This window comes from Nitrosomonas supralitoralis (genome assembly GCF_003011925.2).
GTDB lineage: Bacteria > Pseudomonadota > Gammaproteobacteria > Burkholderiales > Nitrosomonadaceae > Nitrosomonas > Nitrosomonas supralitoralis.
In genome coordinates this window covers 12,802-30,320 of sequence record NZ_PXXU01000028.1, presented here as the reverse complement: position 1 = coordinate 30,320, position 17,519 = coordinate 12,802, and the positions used below count along the sequence as shown (strand labels likewise).

At 40.9% G+C, this 17,519-nt stretch carries 19 protein-coding genes; 14 read left to right on the top strand and 5 right to left on the bottom strand.

Features of this window, described 5'->3' with window-relative positions; all coding sequences use genetic code 11:
- Positions 1 to 99 precede the first annotated feature (99 nt).
- Genes rplS through rpsP form a run of 4 tightly spaced genes read right to left on the bottom strand, consistent with a single transcriptional unit; the run spans position 100 to position 2,129 of the window.
- Positions 100 to 522, bottom strand: a complete 423-nt coding sequence (gene rplS / locus C7H79_RS10160; protein ID WP_106707157.1) for a 50S ribosomal protein L19 — start codon at positions 520 to 522, stop codon at positions 100 to 102.
- Positions 523 to 544: 22 nt separating this feature from the next.
- A complete protein-coding gene (trmD, locus tag C7H79_RS10155; protein ID WP_106707156.1) occupies positions 545 to 1,315 on the bottom strand; it encodes a tRNA (guanosine(37)-N1)-methyltransferase TrmD in 771 nt (256 codons plus the stop codon).
- A gap of 10 nt (positions 1,316 to 1,325) precedes the next feature.
- Positions 1,326 to 1,829, bottom strand: coding sequence for a ribosome maturation factor RimM (rimM, locus tag C7H79_RS10150; RefSeq protein WP_106707174.1), 504 nt, complete (start codon positions 1,827 to 1,829; stop codon positions 1,326 to 1,328).
- 33 nt (positions 1,830 to 1,862) lie between these two features.
- The gene (gene rpsP, locus C7H79_RS10145) at positions 1,863 to 2,129 is read right to left on the bottom strand and encodes a 30S ribosomal protein S16 (protein ID WP_106707155.1); all 267 of its coding nucleotides are present in this window, start codon (positions 2,127 to 2,129) and stop codon (positions 1,863 to 1,865) included.
- 200 nt (positions 2,130 to 2,329) lie between these two features.
- Here rpsP and C7H79_RS10140 point away from each other — a divergent pair, with 200 nt between their 5' ends.
- The 13 genes from C7H79_RS10140 to C7H79_RS10080 all read left to right on the top strand — a co-directional run bounded on the left by C7H79_RS10140 (position 2,330) and on the right by C7H79_RS10080 (position 14,874).
- Entirely contained in the window at positions 2,330 to 3,640 is a 1,311-nt protein-coding gene (locus C7H79_RS10140) for a (Fe-S)-binding protein (RefSeq protein WP_309477324.1), read from the top strand.
- A 98-nt stretch (positions 3,641 to 3,738) separates the two neighbouring features.
- Positions 3,739 to 4,365 carry a 2-polyprenyl-3-methyl-6-methoxy-1,4-benzoquinone monooxygenase gene (gene coq7, locus C7H79_RS10135; protein ID WP_106707154.1) on the top strand — a complete coding sequence of 209 codons (627 nt, stop codon included), beginning with the start codon at positions 3,739 to 3,741 and terminating at the stop codon, positions 4,363 to 4,365.
- Between the two features lie 79 nt (positions 4,366 to 4,444).
- Positions 4,445 to 5,008 carry a YqgE/AlgH family protein gene (locus tag C7H79_RS10130; RefSeq protein WP_106707153.1) on the top strand — a complete coding sequence of 188 codons (564 nt, stop codon included), beginning with the start codon at positions 4,445 to 4,447 and terminating at the stop codon, positions 5,006 to 5,008.
- A 12-nt stretch (positions 5,009 to 5,020) separates the two neighbouring features.
- Entirely contained in the window at positions 5,021 to 5,500 is a 480-nt protein-coding gene (ruvX, locus tag C7H79_RS10125) for a Holliday junction resolvase RuvX (RefSeq protein WP_106707152.1), read from the top strand.
- Complete coding sequence (gene pyrR, locus C7H79_RS10120) at positions 5,487 to 5,993, top strand: bifunctional pyr operon transcriptional regulator/uracil phosphoribosyltransferase PyrR (protein ID WP_106707151.1); 507 nt, start codon at positions 5,487 to 5,489, stop codon at positions 5,991 to 5,993. Before ruvX ends, pyrR begins: the two co-directional genes overlap by 14 nt.
- Positions 5,990 to 6,949, top strand: coding sequence for an aspartate carbamoyltransferase catalytic subunit (locus C7H79_RS10115; protein WP_106707150.1), 960 nt, complete (start codon positions 5,990 to 5,992; stop codon positions 6,947 to 6,949). The genes pyrR and C7H79_RS10115 overlap by 4 nt, the downstream gene beginning before the upstream one ends.
- 11 nt (positions 6,950 to 6,960) lie before the next feature.
- Complete coding sequence (locus C7H79_RS10110) at positions 6,961 to 8,235, top strand: dihydroorotase (RefSeq protein ID WP_106707149.1); 1,275 nt, start codon at positions 6,961 to 6,963, stop codon at positions 8,233 to 8,235.
- Positions 8,236 to 8,306: 71 nt separating this feature from the next.
- Positions 8,307 to 10,400 carry a M3 family metallopeptidase gene (locus C7H79_RS10105; RefSeq protein WP_106707148.1) on the top strand — a complete coding sequence of 698 codons (2,094 nt, stop codon included), beginning with the start codon at positions 8,307 to 8,309 and terminating at the stop codon, positions 10,398 to 10,400.
- Between the two features lie 236 nt (positions 10,401 to 10,636).
- Positions 10,637 to 11,401 carry an MlaA family lipoprotein gene (locus C7H79_RS10100; protein WP_106707147.1) on the top strand — a complete coding sequence of 255 codons (765 nt, stop codon included), beginning with the start codon at positions 10,637 to 10,639 and terminating at the stop codon, positions 11,399 to 11,401.
- Positions 11,402 to 11,795: 394 nt separating this feature from the next.
- Positions 11,796 to 12,947, top strand: a complete 1,152-nt coding sequence (locus C7H79_RS10095; protein WP_106707146.1) for an FAD-dependent oxidoreductase — start codon at positions 11,796 to 11,798, stop codon at positions 12,945 to 12,947.
- A 71-nt stretch (positions 12,948 to 13,018) separates the two neighbouring features.
- The gene (locus C7H79_RS10090; RefSeq protein ID WP_106707145.1) at positions 13,019 to 13,624 is read left to right on the top strand and encodes a septation protein A; all 606 of its coding nucleotides are present in this window, start codon (positions 13,019 to 13,021) and stop codon (positions 13,622 to 13,624) included.
- Complete coding sequence (locus C7H79_RS10085; protein WP_106707172.1) at positions 13,624 to 13,926, top strand: YciI family protein; 303 nt, start codon at positions 13,624 to 13,626, stop codon at positions 13,924 to 13,926. Before C7H79_RS10090 ends, C7H79_RS10085 begins: the two co-directional genes overlap by 1 nt.
- Positions 13,927 to 14,079: 153 nt before the next feature.
- Positions 14,080 to 14,874 (top strand): peptidylprolyl isomerase, encoded by a 795-nt coding sequence (locus C7H79_RS10080; protein WP_106707171.1) that lies wholly within the window; start codon positions 14,080 to 14,082, stop codon positions 14,872 to 14,874.
- Between the two features lie 29 nt (positions 14,875 to 14,903).
- Here C7H79_RS10080 and alr read toward each other — a convergent pair whose 3' ends face one another.
- On the bottom strand, positions 14,904 to 15,986 hold the full coding sequence (gene alr, locus C7H79_RS10075; RefSeq protein ID WP_106707144.1) for an alanine racemase: 1,083 nt from the start codon (positions 15,984 to 15,986) through the stop codon (positions 14,904 to 14,906).
- Between the two features lie 222 nt (positions 15,987 to 16,208).
- On the opposite strand from alr, the gene lplT reads away from it, so the two are divergent.
- A complete protein-coding gene (lplT, locus tag C7H79_RS10070; protein WP_106707143.1) occupies positions 16,209 to 17,483 on the top strand; it encodes a lysophospholipid transporter LplT in 1,275 nt (424 codons plus the stop codon).
- The last annotated feature ends 36 nt before the right edge of the window (positions 17,484 to 17,519 follow it).

The window sequence follows — 17,519 nt, the reverse complement described above, 5'->3', positions numbered from 1 at the left end:
TAGAATTTCTATCCCGATATATTGATATAGCTTAATGTACATATTACGGTTCGATTTCTGATTGATCGCTAAAATTGCATTATCTTATCTTATCTCAGATTATTCTGTGGTAATCGATTCTTGCTCTGATTGTTCTGGTTGTGTTATTTTTTTGTTGCTGCCAATACGGGCAGGGAGCTTCTCACGAATACGAGCTGATTTTCCAGAGCGATCCCTGAGGTAATAAAGTTTTGCGCGGCAAACTGCACCTCGGCGTTTAATTTCAATGCTTGCTATCAGTGGGGAATAGGTTTGAAAGGTTCGTTCTACGCCTTCACCGCTTGAAATTTTACGAACAGTGAACGCTGAATTTAGCCCGCGATTTCGTTTGGCTATTACAACACCTTCATAGGCCTGTGCACGTTTACGGTCTCCTTCAACAACATTGACGTTGACAATAATGGTATCTCCAGGAGAGAAGTCGGGCACATTTTTGTTCATACGTTTTATTTCTTCTGCTTCTAATTGTTCAATCAAGTTCATATCATTCTCCTATTGGCCGAATCTACCTGGATTTGCAGGATTGTTTAAATTCTTCTAAAAGCTTTTCTTCTTCTAATGTCATGCCATGAGCAAATTTTAAATTAAATAAATCGGGTCTTTTTAACCATGTTCTGCCAAGTGCTTGTTGCAAGCGCCAGCGACGAATATGCGCATGATTTCCTGACATCAGTATTTCGGGTACATGACTGTCTTTGTAAATTTCTGGGCGGGTATAATGCGGGTAATCCAACAAACCATCAACAAATGAATCTTGGTTAGCTGATTCCGGATCACCTAATGCCCCAGGAATTTGTCTTACAATACAATCTATTAGTACCATTGCGGCTAATTCTCCGCCAGAAACAACATAATCACCAATAGAAATTTCTACATCTACTTGGCGATTAATTAAACGTTCATCGATACCCTCATAGCGTCCACAGAGCAATATTAATCCCGGCAGCTTGCTCAGTTGTGTGGCTATTTCATGATCAAGCCGATTCCCTTGGGGTGTTAGGTAAACAACTGTCGGTTTATTAATGCCTGCACCAGTTTGTCTTGCCCTCGCCTGATTGATGGCGTCATCCAAGGGTTGAGCCATCATGACCATTCCTGGACCACCACCATACGAGTTGTCATCCACTGTACGATAATGGTCGTTGGCAAAGTTGCGCGGATTCCATGTATTAAGATTGAAAATACGGTTTCTATTTGCTTTGCCTGTTATGCCATATTGTGTAATGGCATCGAACATTTCTGGAAACAATGTGATGACATCGCACTCAAAAGACATGGCTGGTACCTTAATAATCCCAATCCCAGTCAACTATGATCTGGGCATGTTTCAAATCGACTTTCACGACATACTGCGAAATGCAAGGTATGAGTATTTCTTTTTTCTCGCTATCCGTTCTTATTATTCGCAAAACATCGTTTGCACCTGTTTCGAATAAACCAACAACTGTACCTAGATCATCTCCTTTTAAATTAATCACCTTAGCGTTGATTAAATCAGCCCAATAATAACCATTCCCCCCGTCCTCTGGTAACTCGGGTAACCAATCACGTGGGATTGCTATTTGTATTCCTTTGAGTCTAGAGGCTTGCGTGCGGTCAGCGTATTCTTTTAATTTAGCTAATAAGGTGGTACCGTATATACGGCAATTAACTACTTGCACTTTTTTCCATTCAGTATCTTCGTTGCCTAGCCACCAATGCGAATATTTCATTAATCCATCTAGCTGTTCTGTATAGGGATTAATTTTAATCCAGCCATAAATCCCAAATGGACCAAGGATATGACCCATTATTATCATACGTGCAATTGTGGTTTGGCTACTTTAATTGTTTGCTGATATTTCTTTTTGAGATACAAATTGTTTGATTAACCGAGCTACAGTTGATGACAATTGAGCGCCTTCGGATTGCCAATAAGAAACGCGCTCCAATTGAACTCTCAGCGCTTCTTCACCACCTGTTGCCCTCGGATTGTAAAAACCGACGCGTTCTATGAATCGACCATCGCGTGCATCAAGGGAATTTGCTACAACCATGTTAAAAAAGGGGCGTTTTTTCGCACCCCCTCTCGCTAATCTTATAATGACCATATTTGTATGTCTGCCTATGCCTTTAATAATTATAACTAAACTAATTAATGTTAACTTTGTAATAACACGGTGCCTGAGTATTCAGATAACTTTTGATTTTACATTAAATTTAATGAACGTGACAAGTGATAATATAATCATATTTGTTGAAACTGATGACTTCTGATATTAGAAAAGAGTGGTATTGTTAGAACCGAATCTTGGGGGTTGATAAATTGAATTTGCATTCAATATCTTCGAAGGATTTTATTAACCATGAATCGAATCAATGCGTTTCATGTGGTTTGTGTTTGCCGCATTGTCCCACTTATCGCCTGTTGAAGTCCGAAGCGGACTCTCCGCGAGGACGTATTAATTTGATGAATGGGTTTGTTAATGGGCGAATACCATTGAATGCGCGGCTCATCCAGCATATGGATCGTTGTTTAACTTGCAGGGCTTGCGAAGTCGTTTGTCCTAATAATGTGGCTTATGGAGACTTGATTGATAACACACGTGCATTGATTGCTGAACTACCAAAACCCGCTGAATTACCGCGAAAGTTTTTTGTGCTAAGTTTGTTAAAAAGATATTTACTTGCTCAACCAGCGCGACTGGATCAAATGCGTGGACTATTTAATTTTGTGCAAAAAAAAGGTTGGTTGCGCTGGATGAAGAAGTCAACCTATTTAGGTGAAAATGAAGTTCTGAGGTTTGTCGCGCAGCTTCCGCGGATTAAATTTCCTTATGTGGAATTAATTGATGGAAAAGATGGCGAGAGTAATTTTTGGAAAGAAATTTATCCTGCAGTAGGCAAAAAGCGTGGCGAAGTTGGATTGTTCTTGGGTTGTGTTGCGCGGTTAACAGATGTTGCAACATTAAATTCAAGTATTTATGTGTTGAATCGCTTGGGATATACGGTACATATTCCATCGGGCCAGGCATGTTGTGGTGCTATATACCAGCATGATGGGGCGATAAAGGATGCTGCGGCACTGTCGCGTCAGAATAAATCTGCTTTTTCGAGATGTAATATTGATACGATTATCAGCACAGCGTCAGGATGTGGCGTGCAATTGCTTGAATTCGGAGTGACTGATGATCGAACGCAGGTTGCAGACGTTAGCCAATTTTTGATCGCCAATGGGAAATGGGAAGATATAAAACTAGCGGCATTGTCGGAAAGAATTCTAGTGCATGAGCCATGCAGTCAGCGCAATGTATTACGCGGTCAAGCTTATAGTTATAGACTCATAGAACTTATCCCAGGGGTGCAAGCAGTGCCATTGCCCGGTAATAACCAATGCTGCGGTGCTGCGGGAACGTATTTCCTGGATCAGCCTGATATTGCTAATTTGCTGCTGAATGACAAGATATTGGCGCTTAAAGCAAGTGGGGTCAAATTTCTGGTTACCTCAAATATTGGTTGCGCTATGCATTTTTCTAATAGAATGTATGAAGAAGGGATGCAAATAGAAGTGATTCATCCGGTCACATTGCTGGCAAGACAAATGGGTTTGGAATTAAAATGAAAACAGATCTAATATATTCAGATAGATTGGAATTATGATTTGTATGGGAATCTTAGTATGATGCTTATGGTCATGGTTTTTAATTGAGATGTGAAATAATGATTAATATTGATAAGCTTATTATTGGTTTTGATAGTGCTTTACGTACTTTGCTAGCGCCAGCACAGACTGTACGCCCGGTTCCAGGTGGGGAGTTGCCTGAGGCAGCATTGACTGACGTTGAGAAAAGATTGTCGAGTGCATTGATGCGTGTGAATCATGTGGGCGAAGTGTGCGCGCAAGCCTTGTATCAAGGACAAGGATTAACTGCGCGTAATGAGGCGGTGCAGCAAACGCTAATGCAGGCCGCTCGTGAAGAAACAGAACATTTGGCATGGACAGAGCGTCGTATTGCTGAACTGGGTGGCCGCAAAAGCGTACTTAATCCTCTTTGGTATGGGGGTTCTTTTGCTATAGGAATGTTCGCGGGAATGCTGGGAGATAAATGGAATCTTGGGTTTCTTGCTGAAACAGAGCAACAAGTGGGAGAGCATTTATCCAGGCATTTGCAGCGATTGCCCGATAATGACGAAAGAAGTCGTGCTATTGTGACACAAATGAAAATTGATGAAACCAGTCATGCAACAATGGCATTGTCGCATGGGGGAGTAGAGCTGCCTCTACCGGTAAAGTTTACAATGAAGCTAGGGTCAAAAGTAATGACTCAAACAGCATACTGGATTTAAGCGGAAAGTTTTTCAATAATTTTTATACGACAAGTAAGAAATCAGAGTCATAACGAGTTGAGCAACTAAAGTTTCCACTATGAAAAATGTTAATTTAACGCATCATTTCTTAATTGCTATGCCAGCAATGGTGGATTCAATATTTTCTAAAACGTTGACATATGTTTGCGAGCATAGTGAGCAAGGAGCGTTGGGAATTGTCATTAATCGACCAACAGATATGACATTGTTCAGTCTTCTTAGGCAGTTAAGTATTTCTGCAGCAGATTCTCTTGCTGAGTCGACTCCGGTGTTATTTGGCGGGCCTGTGCAATTGGATTGCGGATTTGTTTTGCATCGCCCTGTAGGTAATTGGCAATCAACATTGAGTGTTAATCAAGAGATTGGTTTAACCACGTCGATGGATATCTTAAAGGCCATAGCAAATGCTGAAGGACCTAATCAAGTTCTAATTGCCATGGGGTATGCTGGGTGGGCCGCGGGTCAGATTGAACATGAGTTGGCTCAAAATGCGTGGTTGACTGTGCCGGCTACAGCAGATGTAATATTTGAACTTCCCTCTGAAGAAAGACTTCCTGCCGCAATGCAATTACTGGGGATTAATGATTATGCAAACCTGTCTAATGAAGTCGGGCATGCTTAGACATTAAAACGAATGGCTGTGAATCTTTCGAAAAAGCAACAGATAAGTGATTCGATAGGGCAATTTTCTGAGGGATCTGTTTTGGCCTTTGATTTTGGAAAAAAGAGAATAGGAGTGGCTATTGGCAATACCGCATTGGGTATAGCGCATCCACTTCTGACAATTGATAGCGCAGTGACTAATAAACGTTTTGTAATGATTGCTCAATTAATCGATGCTTGGCGGCCGATATTGTTAGTGGTGGGTTTGCCATTACACAGTGATGGAACTGCGCATGAATTGACTCAATTAAGTCATCGTTTTGCACGGCGCTTGGCAGGACGCTTTAACATCCAAGTCGTAATGCAAGATGAGCGTTATACTAGCCAAACAGCGAGCGTTATTTTACGTGAAGCTGGTGTCTCTGGAAGAGAACAAAAATCAGTATTAGATCAAATAGCCGCACAACAAATACTTCAATCATTCTTTGACGAACAGCATGCAATTACCTGACGCTGAAAAAGTTTTTAATAGCCTTGCAAGAAAAATACAAGCTGATGCTAATAAGGATTACGCCCTCGTCGGTATTCGTACAGGCGGAGTGTGGTTAGCGGAACGTTTGCACCAGGAGTTGGCAATCACAAAACCGCTCGGGATATTGAGCGTGGCTTTTTATCGAGATGATTTCGATAAAATAGGCTTACATACACAAATTAAGCCGACAGAAATCCCTTTTGAAGTGGAGGGGGCGCATATTCTATTAGTGGATGATGTGCTGAACACGGGGCGCACTGTTCGCGCAGCGATCAACGAGTTGTTTGATTATGGTCGGCCGGCGTCGATTGTCCTGGCCACTTTAGTTGATCGTGGTGGCCGGGAATTGCCGATCGCCGCCAAGTATATTGGCATAGAACTTGAGCTGCCCGATGAAAAAATGCTGGCAGTGAAACTGGGAGAAAGCGGGAAGTTAAGTTTAAATTTATATGTTAAGAATTCTACGGAATGATCAATAGAAATCCGCAACTGAATGAAAATGGGGCGCTACAGCATTTGTTGACAACGGAAGGTTTGCCGTTGTCTATGCTGCTGCATATTCTGGATTCTGCGGAATCTTTCGTGGGAGTTACTGAACGGGATGTCAAGAAAATTCCATTATTACGTGGTAAGTCGATTTTCAATCTTTTCTTTGAATCGAGTACACGCACTCGAACAACATTTGAAATTGCTGCCAAACGCCTGTCAGCTGATGTCATCAATTTAAATATTGCTGTTTCTGCACAATCCAAGGGTGAGGCGCTGCTGGATACCGTTGACAATCTTTCTGCGATGAATGCAGATATGTTTGTTGTGCGACATGCGCAGAGTGGTGCTGCTCACTTGATTGCAAAGCATGTTCGATCTGGTATTCATGTGATCAATGCAGGGGATGGGAGCCATGCGCACCCTACGCAAGCTTTGTTAGATATGTTTACGATACGGCGTTATAAACATGATTTTCATAACTTACGTGTTGCCATTATCGGTGATATTTTGCATTCCCGAGTTGCACGTTCTCAGATTCATGCCTTAACGACATTAGGTGTGCCAGAAGTTCGCGTCATTGCACCAAAAACTTTGCTACCCAAGATGGTGGAGCGCCTCGGTGTGCATGTTTATCACGATATGGCAAAAGGACTTAAAGATGTTGATGTATTGATGATGTTGCGTTTGCAGAATGAGCGAATGAAAGGTGCAAACTTGCCTAGCGCGGAAGAATATTTTAAATATTATGGGTTGACTGCGGAGAAGCTTTCCCTTGCCCGGCGCGATGCGATAGTGATGCATCCTGGGCCGATGAATCGTGGTGTGGAGATTGATTCAGCGGTTGCGGATGGTAAGCAATCGGTGATTTTGCCTCAGGTAACATTTGGCATCGCAGTGCGCATGGCTGTGATGTCAATCTTGACAGGCAATCAGGCTTAGAGATTGTTGTCATGAAAATTCATATAAAAAATGGGCGTTTCATTGATCCAAGAAGCGGTGTTGATGCCGTTCAAGATGTTTTTATTGCTAAAGGAAAAATTGTCGGAATAGGTAAAGCTCCTGCTGAATTTCAAGCCAGCCGTATTATAGATGCGCAATCGTTAATTGTATGTCCAGGTCTGGTTGATTTATCTGTGCGCTTACGTGAACCGGGATTGGAATATAAAGCAACGCTGGAATCTGAAATGAAGGCAACGGTTGCTGGCGGAGTAACCAGCATTGCATGTCCACCGGATACAGATCCACCTCTAGATGAGCCAGGTTTAGTCGAGATGCTGAAACATCGCGCTAAGAACCTTAATCAAGCGCATGTGTACCCTATTGGTGCACTTACTCAGGGATTGAAAGGTGAGCGTTTGACCGAAATGGCTGAATTGAACGATGCTGGATGTGTCGTTTTTGGTCAACCGGATGGATTGTTATCAAACCTACGGGTGCTCATGCAGGCCATGCGATATGCTTCTACATTTGATTTTAGCGTTTGGTTACGTCCACAAGAAATCAGCTTGACTGGTGATGGGGTCGCGCACGATGGGGAAGTTGCAACCCGTCTGGGGCTGCTCACAATTCCAGTTTGTGCGGAAACTATTGCGATTTCCAACATTATATTATTAGCTAAAGAAACGGGGGTTAAAGTACATCTGTGTCGAATTTCTAGCGCAGAAGGGTTGATGATGATTCGCGCAGCCAAACAACAGGGTTTGCCGATAACTTGTGATGTAACCATTAATCATTTGCATTTGTCAGATATGGATATTGGTTACTTTGATTCCAACTGTCATTTAATGCCACCTCTGCGTGGCTTTGATGATCGGGACGCGTTGCGGCAGGGCCTATTGAATGGTACGATTGATGCCATTTGTTCCGATCATGCGCCAGTAGATGAAGACGCCAAACTGCTGCCATTTGGTCAATCTGAGATCGGAGCTACGGGTGTAGAGCTATTATTACCTTTAACATTAAAATGGGGAACAGAGATGCGCTTGTCTTTGCCAAAAATTTTGGCAAAGATTACTTCTGATCCGGCAAGTATATTGGGTATTGATGCTGGGCATTTGTCTGTCGGAAGTGCAGCGGATATCTGTATTTTTGATCCCGAACGTTACTGGAAAGTGACATTCTCAGCCATTCTAAGCCAAGGGAAGAATACGCCTTTTATGGGTATGGAACTACCTGGTAGTATTAAATATACATTGGTAAATGGCCATATTGTTTATGAGAATTGAATCAGCCGATACAGTATTTATGCTGATCAGAACTAAACACGACTAAATTTTCTACGATTATTTGAAGAGACATGACAAATCCATTGCTTGATATTTCTGGACTACCTCGTTTTAAAGAAATAAAGAATGAGCATATTGCTCCAGCCATCGAAACACTGTTAGAAGAGAATCGTGCAGTGATTGAAAAAGTGCGAGCCGATGCTCAAGCACCTACATGGCAGAATTTTGTACAACCAATGGTGGATGCGAGTGAACGCTTGTCGCGTGCTTGGGGCCAGGTGTCGCACTTAAATGCAGTGATGAATACTTCACAGTTGCGGGAAATCTACAATGCCAACTTACCTCTGATCACTCAGTTTTATGCTGAGTTATCTCAGGATGTATTGCTATTTGAGAAATTTAAACAATTACGTGCAAGTTCGGAGTTTAATCTTTTGACTTCGGCACGGAAGAGGATCATTGAGAATGAATTGAGAGATTTTCGATTAGGTGGCGCGGAATTGCCTTCGGACAAGAAACAACGATTTTTGCAGATTCAGAATGAATTATCAAAGTTATCTTCAAAATTCAATGATAATTTGCTGGATGCAACGAATGCTTTTGAATTATTGATTGAAGATGCTGAAACTGTAGCAGGTATTCCAGATGATGTGCTACAAACAGCCAAGGAATTGGCTGCGTCAGATTCAAAAGTAGGTTGGAAATTCACGTTGCATATGCCTTCGTATCTTCCTGTACTGCAATATGCCGATGATCGAAATTTGCGGGAGAAGATGTATCGTGCTAATGCTACGCGAGCCAGTGAATTTGATAGTCAAGCTGGATCGGATAAGGATAATATGCCGCTCATTAACAAGATATTGAAGCTCCGTCAGGAAGAGGCAAAAATGTTGGGTTATGAGAATTACGCTGAAGTTTCTTTGGCAACAAAAATGGCAGCTTCTCCGCAACAGGTTCTCGATTTTCTTAGAGAATTGGCGAATAAAGCAAGGTTGTATGCCGAAAGGGATCTGCATGCACTTGAGCAATTTGCGACCGAAAAATTAAATCTGCGAAAACTTGAGGCATGGGATCTGGCTTATGTCAGTGAGAAGTTACGGGAAGAGCGTTATGCTTTTTCCGATCAAGAGATTAAGCAGTATTTTCCGGAAGATAAAGTGCTGGCTGGTATGTTTAGGCTGGTGGAAAAACTGTATGCCATTCATATTCTTCCTGCATTGACTTCGCGCGCAGTACAGTGCTGGCATCCCGATGTTAAGTTTTTTGATATTCTTGATGCCTCTGGTCAGTTGATCGGCCAATTTTACCTGGATCTTTATGCACGAACTACCAAACGTGGTGGTGCTTGGATGGACGAAGCTATTACCCGACGGCTAATTGATGATCAGCAAACAGGGAAACGTCAGATACAAATCCCAGTTGCATACCTTACGTGCAATTTTTCATCACCTGTGACAATTAACAATCAGTTGCGCCCCGCATTATTCACACACAATGAAGTAATTGTGTTATTTCATGAATTTGGTCATGGTTTGCATCATCTGCTGACAAAAGTAGAAGATTTAGGCGTGTCAGGTATTAATGGTGTCGAATGGGATGCTGTAGAATTGCCAAGCCAGTTTATGGAAAATTTTTGTTGGGAGTGGGATGTGGTAAACGGTATGACACACCACATTGAAACAGGAGAATCCTTGCCCCGTTCTTTATTCGATAAGATGCTTAAGGCAAAAAATTTCCAGAGTGGGTTGCAAATGTTACGGCAAATTGAATTTGCTTTATTTGATATGCATATGCATTTTGATTATAACCCGGATGGTGACAAGACAGTGCTTCAGTTACTGGATCATATTAGAAGTGAAGTAGCAGTAATCATTCCTCCAGATTTTAACCGTTTCCCGAATAGCTTTGCGCATATTTTTGCAGGTGGATATGCGGCCGGTTATTACAGTTATAAATGGGCAGAAGTTCTTTCGGCAGATGCTTATAGTGTGTTTGAAGAGGTTGCATCGAATGGAGTAGTTAATGCAGTGACAGGATCGCATTTTCTTGAAGAGATTCTTGCGGTGGGAGGTAGTCGCCCAGCATTAGAGTCATTTATAGCCTTCCGGGGACGAGAACCTGAATTGGATGCGTTGTTGCGTCACAATGGAATGGGAGTGGTGTAATCATAAAATTTATGCATAGAGTTTTATCAAATAAATTTTGTTAAATGCGCTGATTAATCTGTCGTATATCTGAAGATTGATAGCTGATTTATTAAGGTTTATTAATTTTTAAATGTTTTGAGAAGTAATATTCGTTCCTAGTTGATATGAACCAACATGTCACTTCGAATCTGTGTGTATTGAACCTATTCTATAAATGTGGCAATATCCATAAAATTTTTTACTAAAATAAGAACATGATGAATACTTTTCATTCCAAAGTTGTAGCTACTTTATTGGCTGGTTTATTTTTAACCGGCTGTGCTTCCACGAAATTGAATAACGAGAACGGTCCTTACGATCCTCTTGAACCGATGAATCGTGCTGTTTTTAATTTTAATGAAATGGTCGATAACAATGTATTCGAACCAGTTGCTAGAGGTTATAAGAAGGTTATGCCTGATCCTCTTGAAATGATGGTAGGGAACTTTTTTTCAAACCTTAACGATGTGGTGGTGATAACCAACTCTATTCTTCAATTAAATTATGAGAGTGCGCTTGCCACTAGTGCACGATTACTTATCAACACCACTTTTGGTGTTTTTGGCTTGATCGATATTGCGAGCGATATAAGTGCAGCTAGTGATGTTAATCTTAGCAAGAGAAATGAAGATTTTGGTCAAACTTTAGGGCATTATGGAATTGGTAGTGGACCTTATGTGGTATTGCCTTTTCTTGGACCGAGTTCCCTGCGAGATACTTTTGGCATTGCTGTTGACAGTTTTTTTGTGGATCCTGTTACGCAAGGTGTAACATCGGTTTTTCTGCATAATGTGAGTTATATTAATTCAACGGCTTTACGTCTCCCGGTAGCAGGAGCGAGGGCTGTAAATACACGTGCGCAGTTATTGGATGTAGAGAAAACGCTGGAAGAAGCTGCGTTGGATAAATATGAATTCATGCGCGATGCATATCTGCAAAGACGCACAAGCTTAGTAACTAACAGTAGTGAAGTAGAATAAGAAAGTAGCTATAAGTGGATTGGTTTTATTGACATTGTATTTTGAATGATGGAGATTGCTAAAATAACATTAATTAGTGTACCAACTTGGTATTGAATTTGACTGATAAATATCTAATTGATTAGTTTATCATTGTTTATTGACAACTCGCCATAATATTAAAAAAGCACATTGAATCTGGAATACTTTCCTTATCAATGTGCTTTTTTTAATCTTGAAAAATTGAAGGAAGAAAACAATAGCGCTGCGATTTTGTGGCCTCCTTCACGATGATCACATACTAATACAACACAGGGAGTTAAACTGGACATTAGATGGGAAGATATTCTAATAAGTGATTTGTTCTGAGTTTGGAATGATCAGATGTATTTTGAAATAATGGAGATATGAGTCAATGGGAAAATCGGTGGTGATTGTGGGTAGTGGTTTGGCCGGCTATGCAGTAGCACGCGAAATACGCAAGCTGGATACAGAGTTACCCATTGAAATGTTATCAGCCGATCATGGCGGTTTCTATTCCAAACCTATGTTATCGAATGCTATATCATACGGCAAGACTCCTGAGTCTATTTTAAATGGCGATGCTGTTCAAATGGCAGAGCAGTTGAAAATTTCCATCCGTCCTTTTTGCCGGGTTACCTTGATAGATCAAGAAGATCATGCGCTAACTTTGTCGAATGGCGAACGGATAGTATACGGACAGTTGGTTTTAGCGCTGGGTGCAGATCAAGTGCGGCTACCATTATCAGGAAATGGTACAGCAGCGATATTAACTGTAAATGATCTTGATGATTATAAGAAATTTCGTGATGTGCTAATTGGGCGAAGAAGAGTCTGTATTATAGGAGCAGGTTTAATTGGTTGCGAATTTGCCAATGATTTGGTGGCGAATGGCTATCAAGTCGATGTGGTTGACATGAGTGCGCAACCGCTCGGACGTCTCCTGCCACCAGTGGGAGGAGCATTTATACAGAAGAAATTGGCGGCGGCTGGTGTCGTTTTTCACTTAAATACAACGACCCAGTCGGTTGATCAAATACAAGAGAGATTTTGCCTGACGTTAACCAATGGCGAATCAATCGAATCTGATATTGTATTGTCAGCGGTTGGATTGAATCCGCGCACGCAACTTGCTGCCGCAGCAGGTATTCAAGTTAATCGAGGCATCGTTGTTAACCGATTGCTACGAACTCATTGTGCCGATATTTATGCTTTAGGTGATTGTGCTGAAGTTGAAGGAAAAGTGCTGCCATTTGTAATGCCTATTTCGCATGCCGCACGGGCTTTAGCTGCAACACTTATGGGTAATCCTACTCAGATTCATTATCCAGCAATGCCGGTTATAGTAAAGACTCCATCATGTCCAACCGTAGTTTCGCCGCCAGATTTTAGTATCAAAGGTGAATGGAATGTTGAAACAGAGAATGATGGTATTAAAGCAATTTATCAAGATAACGCAGGAAATATGCTGGGATATGCATTGTTGGGTGCAGCAATCAAGGAAAGAAACGCCTTAACAACTCAGTTACCTGCAATACTAAAGTGATAATAAGCGACAATTTCAACTTTTAGTGATTTTATGACTGATAATAGAATAAATATGGAATGCTTACCGCAATGAAGTTTTGCTTTGATCTGTTTCCAGTAATATTATTTTTTTTAACTTTTAAGTTTTATGATATTTTTATTGCAACTGCTGTAGCGATAGCAGCGACTATTGCACAAATAGGCTGGCTTTGGTTTCGACAGCATCAAATAGAAAAGCTGATGTGGATAAATCTGGCGATTATTGTAATTTTTGGTGGTGCTACATTGTTAGTTCAGGATGAGATGTTTATTAAATGGAAACCGACAGTGCTGTATTGGTTAATCGCATCTGTTTTGCTTGTATCGAGCTTAGTTTTGAGAAGGAATTTAGTCGAAATAATGCTTGAGAAACAAATGAGCTTGCCTGCAGCAATATGGAATAAACTCAATTTGAGTTGGGTAGTTTTTTTTCTATTCATGGGAGTTATTAATCTCTATGTTGCTTTTAGCTTTTCGGTAGATACGTGGGTTACGTTTAAATTATTTGGTGCTACAGGAATAATGCTTGTATTTATAATATTGCAAGTTATGATATTGGGGAAATATTTGGAGCAAGCCCCTGAAAAAATTTTGGCTGCATATGAACAAGACAATCTGAGTGAAAAAATTGACAATAAGCCTGGAAAGGAACAATGATGCTATATGCGATAAATGCAGAGGATATGCCAAATAGCTTAGAAAAAAGGATGTCAGTTAGGTCAGAACATTTAAGGAGAATTAAGACATTGCAAGAAGCTGGTAGATTAATTTTAGCGGGACCATACCCTGCTATTGATAATCAAGATCCCGGTCCACATGGTTTCTCGGGCAGTTTGATAGTGGCGGAGTTTGAATCTCTGGAAGCAGCTCGGGTTTGGGCTAATGAGGATCCTTATGTTAATGCAGGCGTATACCAAAGAATAACAGTTAAACCTTTTAAAAAGGTTTTCCCTGAATAAACACTAATGGGGCTTTTCTCTGTAATATCAAGTAATTTCATTAGAAAAAATGGTGTCTGGAGTTCACGGCTAAGAAGTATAAGCGTATACTTTATATTGATGATATATTCTGATGAATTTAAATTTTATCCCAATCATAAAAAAGGAAATTCCATGCGTTTGAAGAAATTCTCACAAGTAATGATAGTTAGTGTATGGAGCTTGGTAGCGTTATCCGTTCAGGCCCAGTCATCAGGAGTTGTGGCTAAAGTGAATGGTGTGGCAATTCCACAATCTCGCTTGGAATTGATGGTGAAGGCGAATGTGGCGCAGGGGCAGCAAGATGGTCCAGAAATGAGGAAGGCTTTACGTGAGAATCTAATTGCAGAAGAGATTCTCGCACAAGAAGCGGTTAAAAAGCGCCTTGATCAGGATCCAGAGACTATCGCGCAACTTGAAATAGCACGCCAGGCAGTTTTGGTTAGAGCATTTCAGGCCGATTATATAAAAAATAATCATGTCAGCGATGATACTTTACGTAAGGAATACGATGTTCTAAGAGTGCAGATGGGTGATAAAGAATATAAAGCTCGCCATATTCTTGTAGAAAACGAAGGCGAAGCGCGGGATATTATTGCTAATCTTAAGAAAGGCGGTAATTTTGCCAAGATTGCTGAAGAAAAATCTATCGATGATGGAAGTAAGGAAAATGGCGGAGAATTAAACTGGAGCCCACCTGCTGCTTATGTCAGACCATTCTCTGAAGCACTGGTAAAATTATCAAAGGGTGGATTGACCGAGCAGCCAGTACAAACTTCATTTGGCTGGCACGTAATTCAATTGATGGATATACGTCCAATGGAAGTTCCTCCATTTGAAGAAGTAAAGCAAAACATACAACAGCGTGTTCTGCAGCGCGAATTTGCTACAGTAGTGCAAGAATTACGCAGCAAAGCAAAAGTAGAATAATTTCCTTCCAATGTCGGGTAGATCGGCAATTAAAACGATTTAAGAAATTTCCTATCTACCCGTGCAGCGAGTCCACAAAGTAGCTCATAACTGGAAGTTCCAGCGTACTTAGCTATTTCATCGACAGGTATGCCTTCACCCCAAAGAACAACTGAGTCTCCTGGTTTTGCATTTTTAATTCCGGTTAGATCTATTGCCAGCATATCCATGGATACTCGACCTAGTAATCGGCTACGCTGATTATTAATCAATACAGGAGTATCAGTGGGTGCATGACGCGGATAGCCATCGGCATAACCACACGCCGCAATGCCAATGCGCATTGGATATTCAGCCTCGAAAAGACCGTGATAACCAACTTTGTCTCCAACTTTCAAATCATGTATTGCAATAATCTTACTTGATAGCGTCATGACCGGTTGAAGGTTGAGATCTGCTGCAGTTTTATCGGAGAAAGGTGAGGCGCCATATAGCATGATCCCAGGACGTACCCAGTTGCCATGGGTTTCAGGGTAATTGATTATGGCGGCTGAGTTAGAAAGTGAGCATGGATAATTATATTTTTTTGTGATTGTTTCGAAACATTGAAGCTGACGAGAAACGCTTGCTTTTTCAGAAGGATCATCGGCGCTGGCAAAATGTGTCATGAGCGTAATATCTTTTATGTGTTGATTATTTATCAATTCCTCAATGATCTGTGGCAATTGTTTGGGAGAAAATCCCAATCGATTCATGCCGGTATTTACCTTTATGAATACACCCATTCTATGTTGCTTGTATTTAGATAACATGGCTACTTGCTCAGTATGATGAATGACGGAACTCAATTGATACTGTTCAAATAAAGCTAATTCGTTTGTAGAAAAGAAGCCTTCCAAGAGTAAAATTGGCTGTTGATAACCTGTGGTGCGTAGAGATATAGCGGCATCTAATTCCAGTAGTGCAAATCCATCGACATTTTTAAGAGCGTTAGCGGTATTAAGTAGTCCATGGCCGTACGCATCTGCTTTGAGAACTGCCAGAATACGCGCATCAGGTGCGTATTGACGGACTATGGTCAGATTATGTGTTAAAGCGGAATGGTTAATGATTGCTTGAATTGGGCGTGACATTAAATTTTATGATAAAAAATATTATTGTTAAGATTCTATCCAGTGCATCGAATATACTTTCAAGCGTTGATGCTTCGGTACCCTGCATAATATGCTAATCTCGTATGTTAGATTGAAATTATTGGTAAAGAATGAGTCAAAGCTTTTTCTTTAAGTAGGCTTTTAAAGAAAGAGTTCAATTATCAGTTACTTGGCGAATAACCAAAATAATAGGAAATAAGTTTGAAACGCGGGTTTTATACTATTATGGCAGCGCAATTCTTTTCTTCACTTGCAGATAATGCGTTGCTCGTTGTGGCGATTGCTTTGCTCATTGATTTGCATGCTCCTGCTTACCTAACACCTATGTTGAAGTTTGTTTTTGTATTGTTCTATGTCATTCTTGCTCCATTTGTTGGCGCATTTGCTGATTCTATGCCAAAAGGGCGAGTCATGTTTATTAGCAATACCATCAAAATTACAGGTTGCGGGTTATTATTTGTTGCTACGCATCAATATTTTGCGTTGGCTGCGTACGCAGTTGTGGGATTGGGTGCCGCCGCTTACTCGCCTGCTAAATATGGCATATTGACAGAATTATTGCCACCGGAAAAACTGGTGATTGCAAACGGATGGATTGAGGGATTAACGGTAGCTTCTATCGTATTGGGGACTGTATTAGGCGGTATATTGATTACTCCTTCGGTTGCGGATGTTTTGTTGCAACTTGATTTCCCTTTTATAGATACAGGAGTAGACAATGCATTGGAAAGTGGGATTTTTCTAATAGCTATCATTTATTCGATCGCGGCACTATTCAATTTGTATATCCCTAATACAGGCGTTGATCATCGTATTCCCAAGAGAAATCCTTTCTTTCTGATTCATGAATTTAGTCACTGCGTTAGATTGTTATGGACAGACAAACTCGGACAGATTTCTCTCGCTGTAACCACTTTGTTTTGGGGAGCAGGTGCCACGCTACAGTTTATTGTTTTGAAATGGGCCGAAGTGGCAATGGATTACCCGCTTAACCAGGCGGCTCAACTGCAAGGTGTGGTAGCTTTAGGTATCGCAGTAGGCGCTATCATGGCAGCTCGTTGGATTTCTTTACGTCAATCAGTAGCAGTCATTCCATTGGGCATTGCAATGGGTATGGTTGTGATGGTTATGGTTTTGGTGAAAGATTTATGGATAGCTATTATTTTGTTGATGTTGATTGGCGGACTGGCAGGATTTTTTGTAGTACCGATGAATGCTTTATTACAACATCGAGGACATATTTTGATGGGGGCCGGGCACTCCATTGCAGTACAGAATTTTAATGAGAATTTGAGTATCCTAGTGATGTTGTCACTTTATGCTTTATTAATTTTACTGGAGGTACATATCTATATTGTCATTGTCGTTTTTGGATTATTTGTATCTGTCATGATGACTTTGGTTAGAAAATGGCACCTGCTAAATCAGAGTAAGGGGGATTCATTGCATTTGATCGGCTCAAGGAAGGGGCGTTAAATTATTTTATTAATTGTTTAGTTGATTGAGCATTTG

Excerpts from the sequence above, each read along its gene's own strand:
- rplS (WP_106707157.1), bottom strand. The coding sequence starts at position 522 with ATGAACTTGATTGAACAATTAGAAGCAGAAGAAATAAAACGTATGAAC.
- trmD (WP_106707156.1), bottom strand. The coding sequence starts at position 1,315 with ATGTCTTTTGAGTGCGATGTCATCACATTGTTTCCAGAAATGTTCGAT.
- rimM (WP_106707174.1), bottom strand. The coding sequence starts at position 1,829 with ATGGGTCATATCCTTGGTCCATTTGGGATTTATGGCTGGATTAAAATT.
- rpsP (WP_106707155.1), bottom strand. The coding sequence starts at position 2,129 with ATGGTCATTATAAGATTAGCGAGAGGGGGTGCGAAAAAACGCCCCTTT.
- coq7 (WP_106707154.1), top strand. The coding sequence starts at position 3,739 with ATGATTAATATTGATAAGCTTATTATTGGTTTTGATAGTGCTTTACGT.
- C7H79_RS10130 (WP_106707153.1), top strand. The coding sequence starts at position 4,445 with ATGAAAAATGTTAATTTAACGCATCATTTCTTAATTGCTATGCCAGCA.
- ruvX (WP_106707152.1), top strand. The coding sequence starts at position 5,021 with ATGGCTGTGAATCTTTCGAAAAAGCAACAGATAAGTGATTCGATAGGG.
- pyrR (WP_106707151.1), top strand. The coding sequence starts at position 5,487 with ATGCAATTACCTGACGCTGAAAAAGTTTTTAATAGCCTTGCAAGAAAA.
- C7H79_RS10115 (WP_106707150.1), top strand. The coding sequence starts at position 5,990 with ATGATCAATAGAAATCCGCAACTGAATGAAAATGGGGCGCTACAGCAT.
- C7H79_RS10110 (WP_106707149.1), top strand. The coding sequence starts at position 6,961 with ATGAAAATTCATATAAAAAATGGGCGTTTCATTGATCCAAGAAGCGGT.
- C7H79_RS10105 (WP_106707148.1), top strand. The coding sequence starts at position 8,307 with ATGACAAATCCATTGCTTGATATTTCTGGACTACCTCGTTTTAAAGAA.
- C7H79_RS10100 (WP_106707147.1), top strand. The coding sequence starts at position 10,637 with ATGATGAATACTTTTCATTCCAAAGTTGTAGCTACTTTATTGGCTGGT.
- C7H79_RS10095 (WP_106707146.1), top strand. The coding sequence starts at position 11,796 with ATGGGAAAATCGGTGGTGATTGTGGGTAGTGGTTTGGCCGGCTATGCA.
- C7H79_RS10090 (WP_106707145.1), top strand. The coding sequence starts at position 13,019 with ATGAAGTTTTGCTTTGATCTGTTTCCAGTAATATTATTTTTTTTAACT.
- C7H79_RS10085 (WP_106707172.1), top strand. The coding sequence starts at position 13,624 with ATGCTATATGCGATAAATGCAGAGGATATGCCAAATAGCTTAGAAAAA.
- C7H79_RS10080 (WP_106707171.1), top strand. The coding sequence starts at position 14,080 with ATGCGTTTGAAGAAATTCTCACAAGTAATGATAGTTAGTGTATGGAGC.
- alr (WP_106707144.1), bottom strand. The coding sequence starts at position 15,986 with ATGTCACGCCCAATTCAAGCAATCATTAACCATTCCGCTTTAACACAT.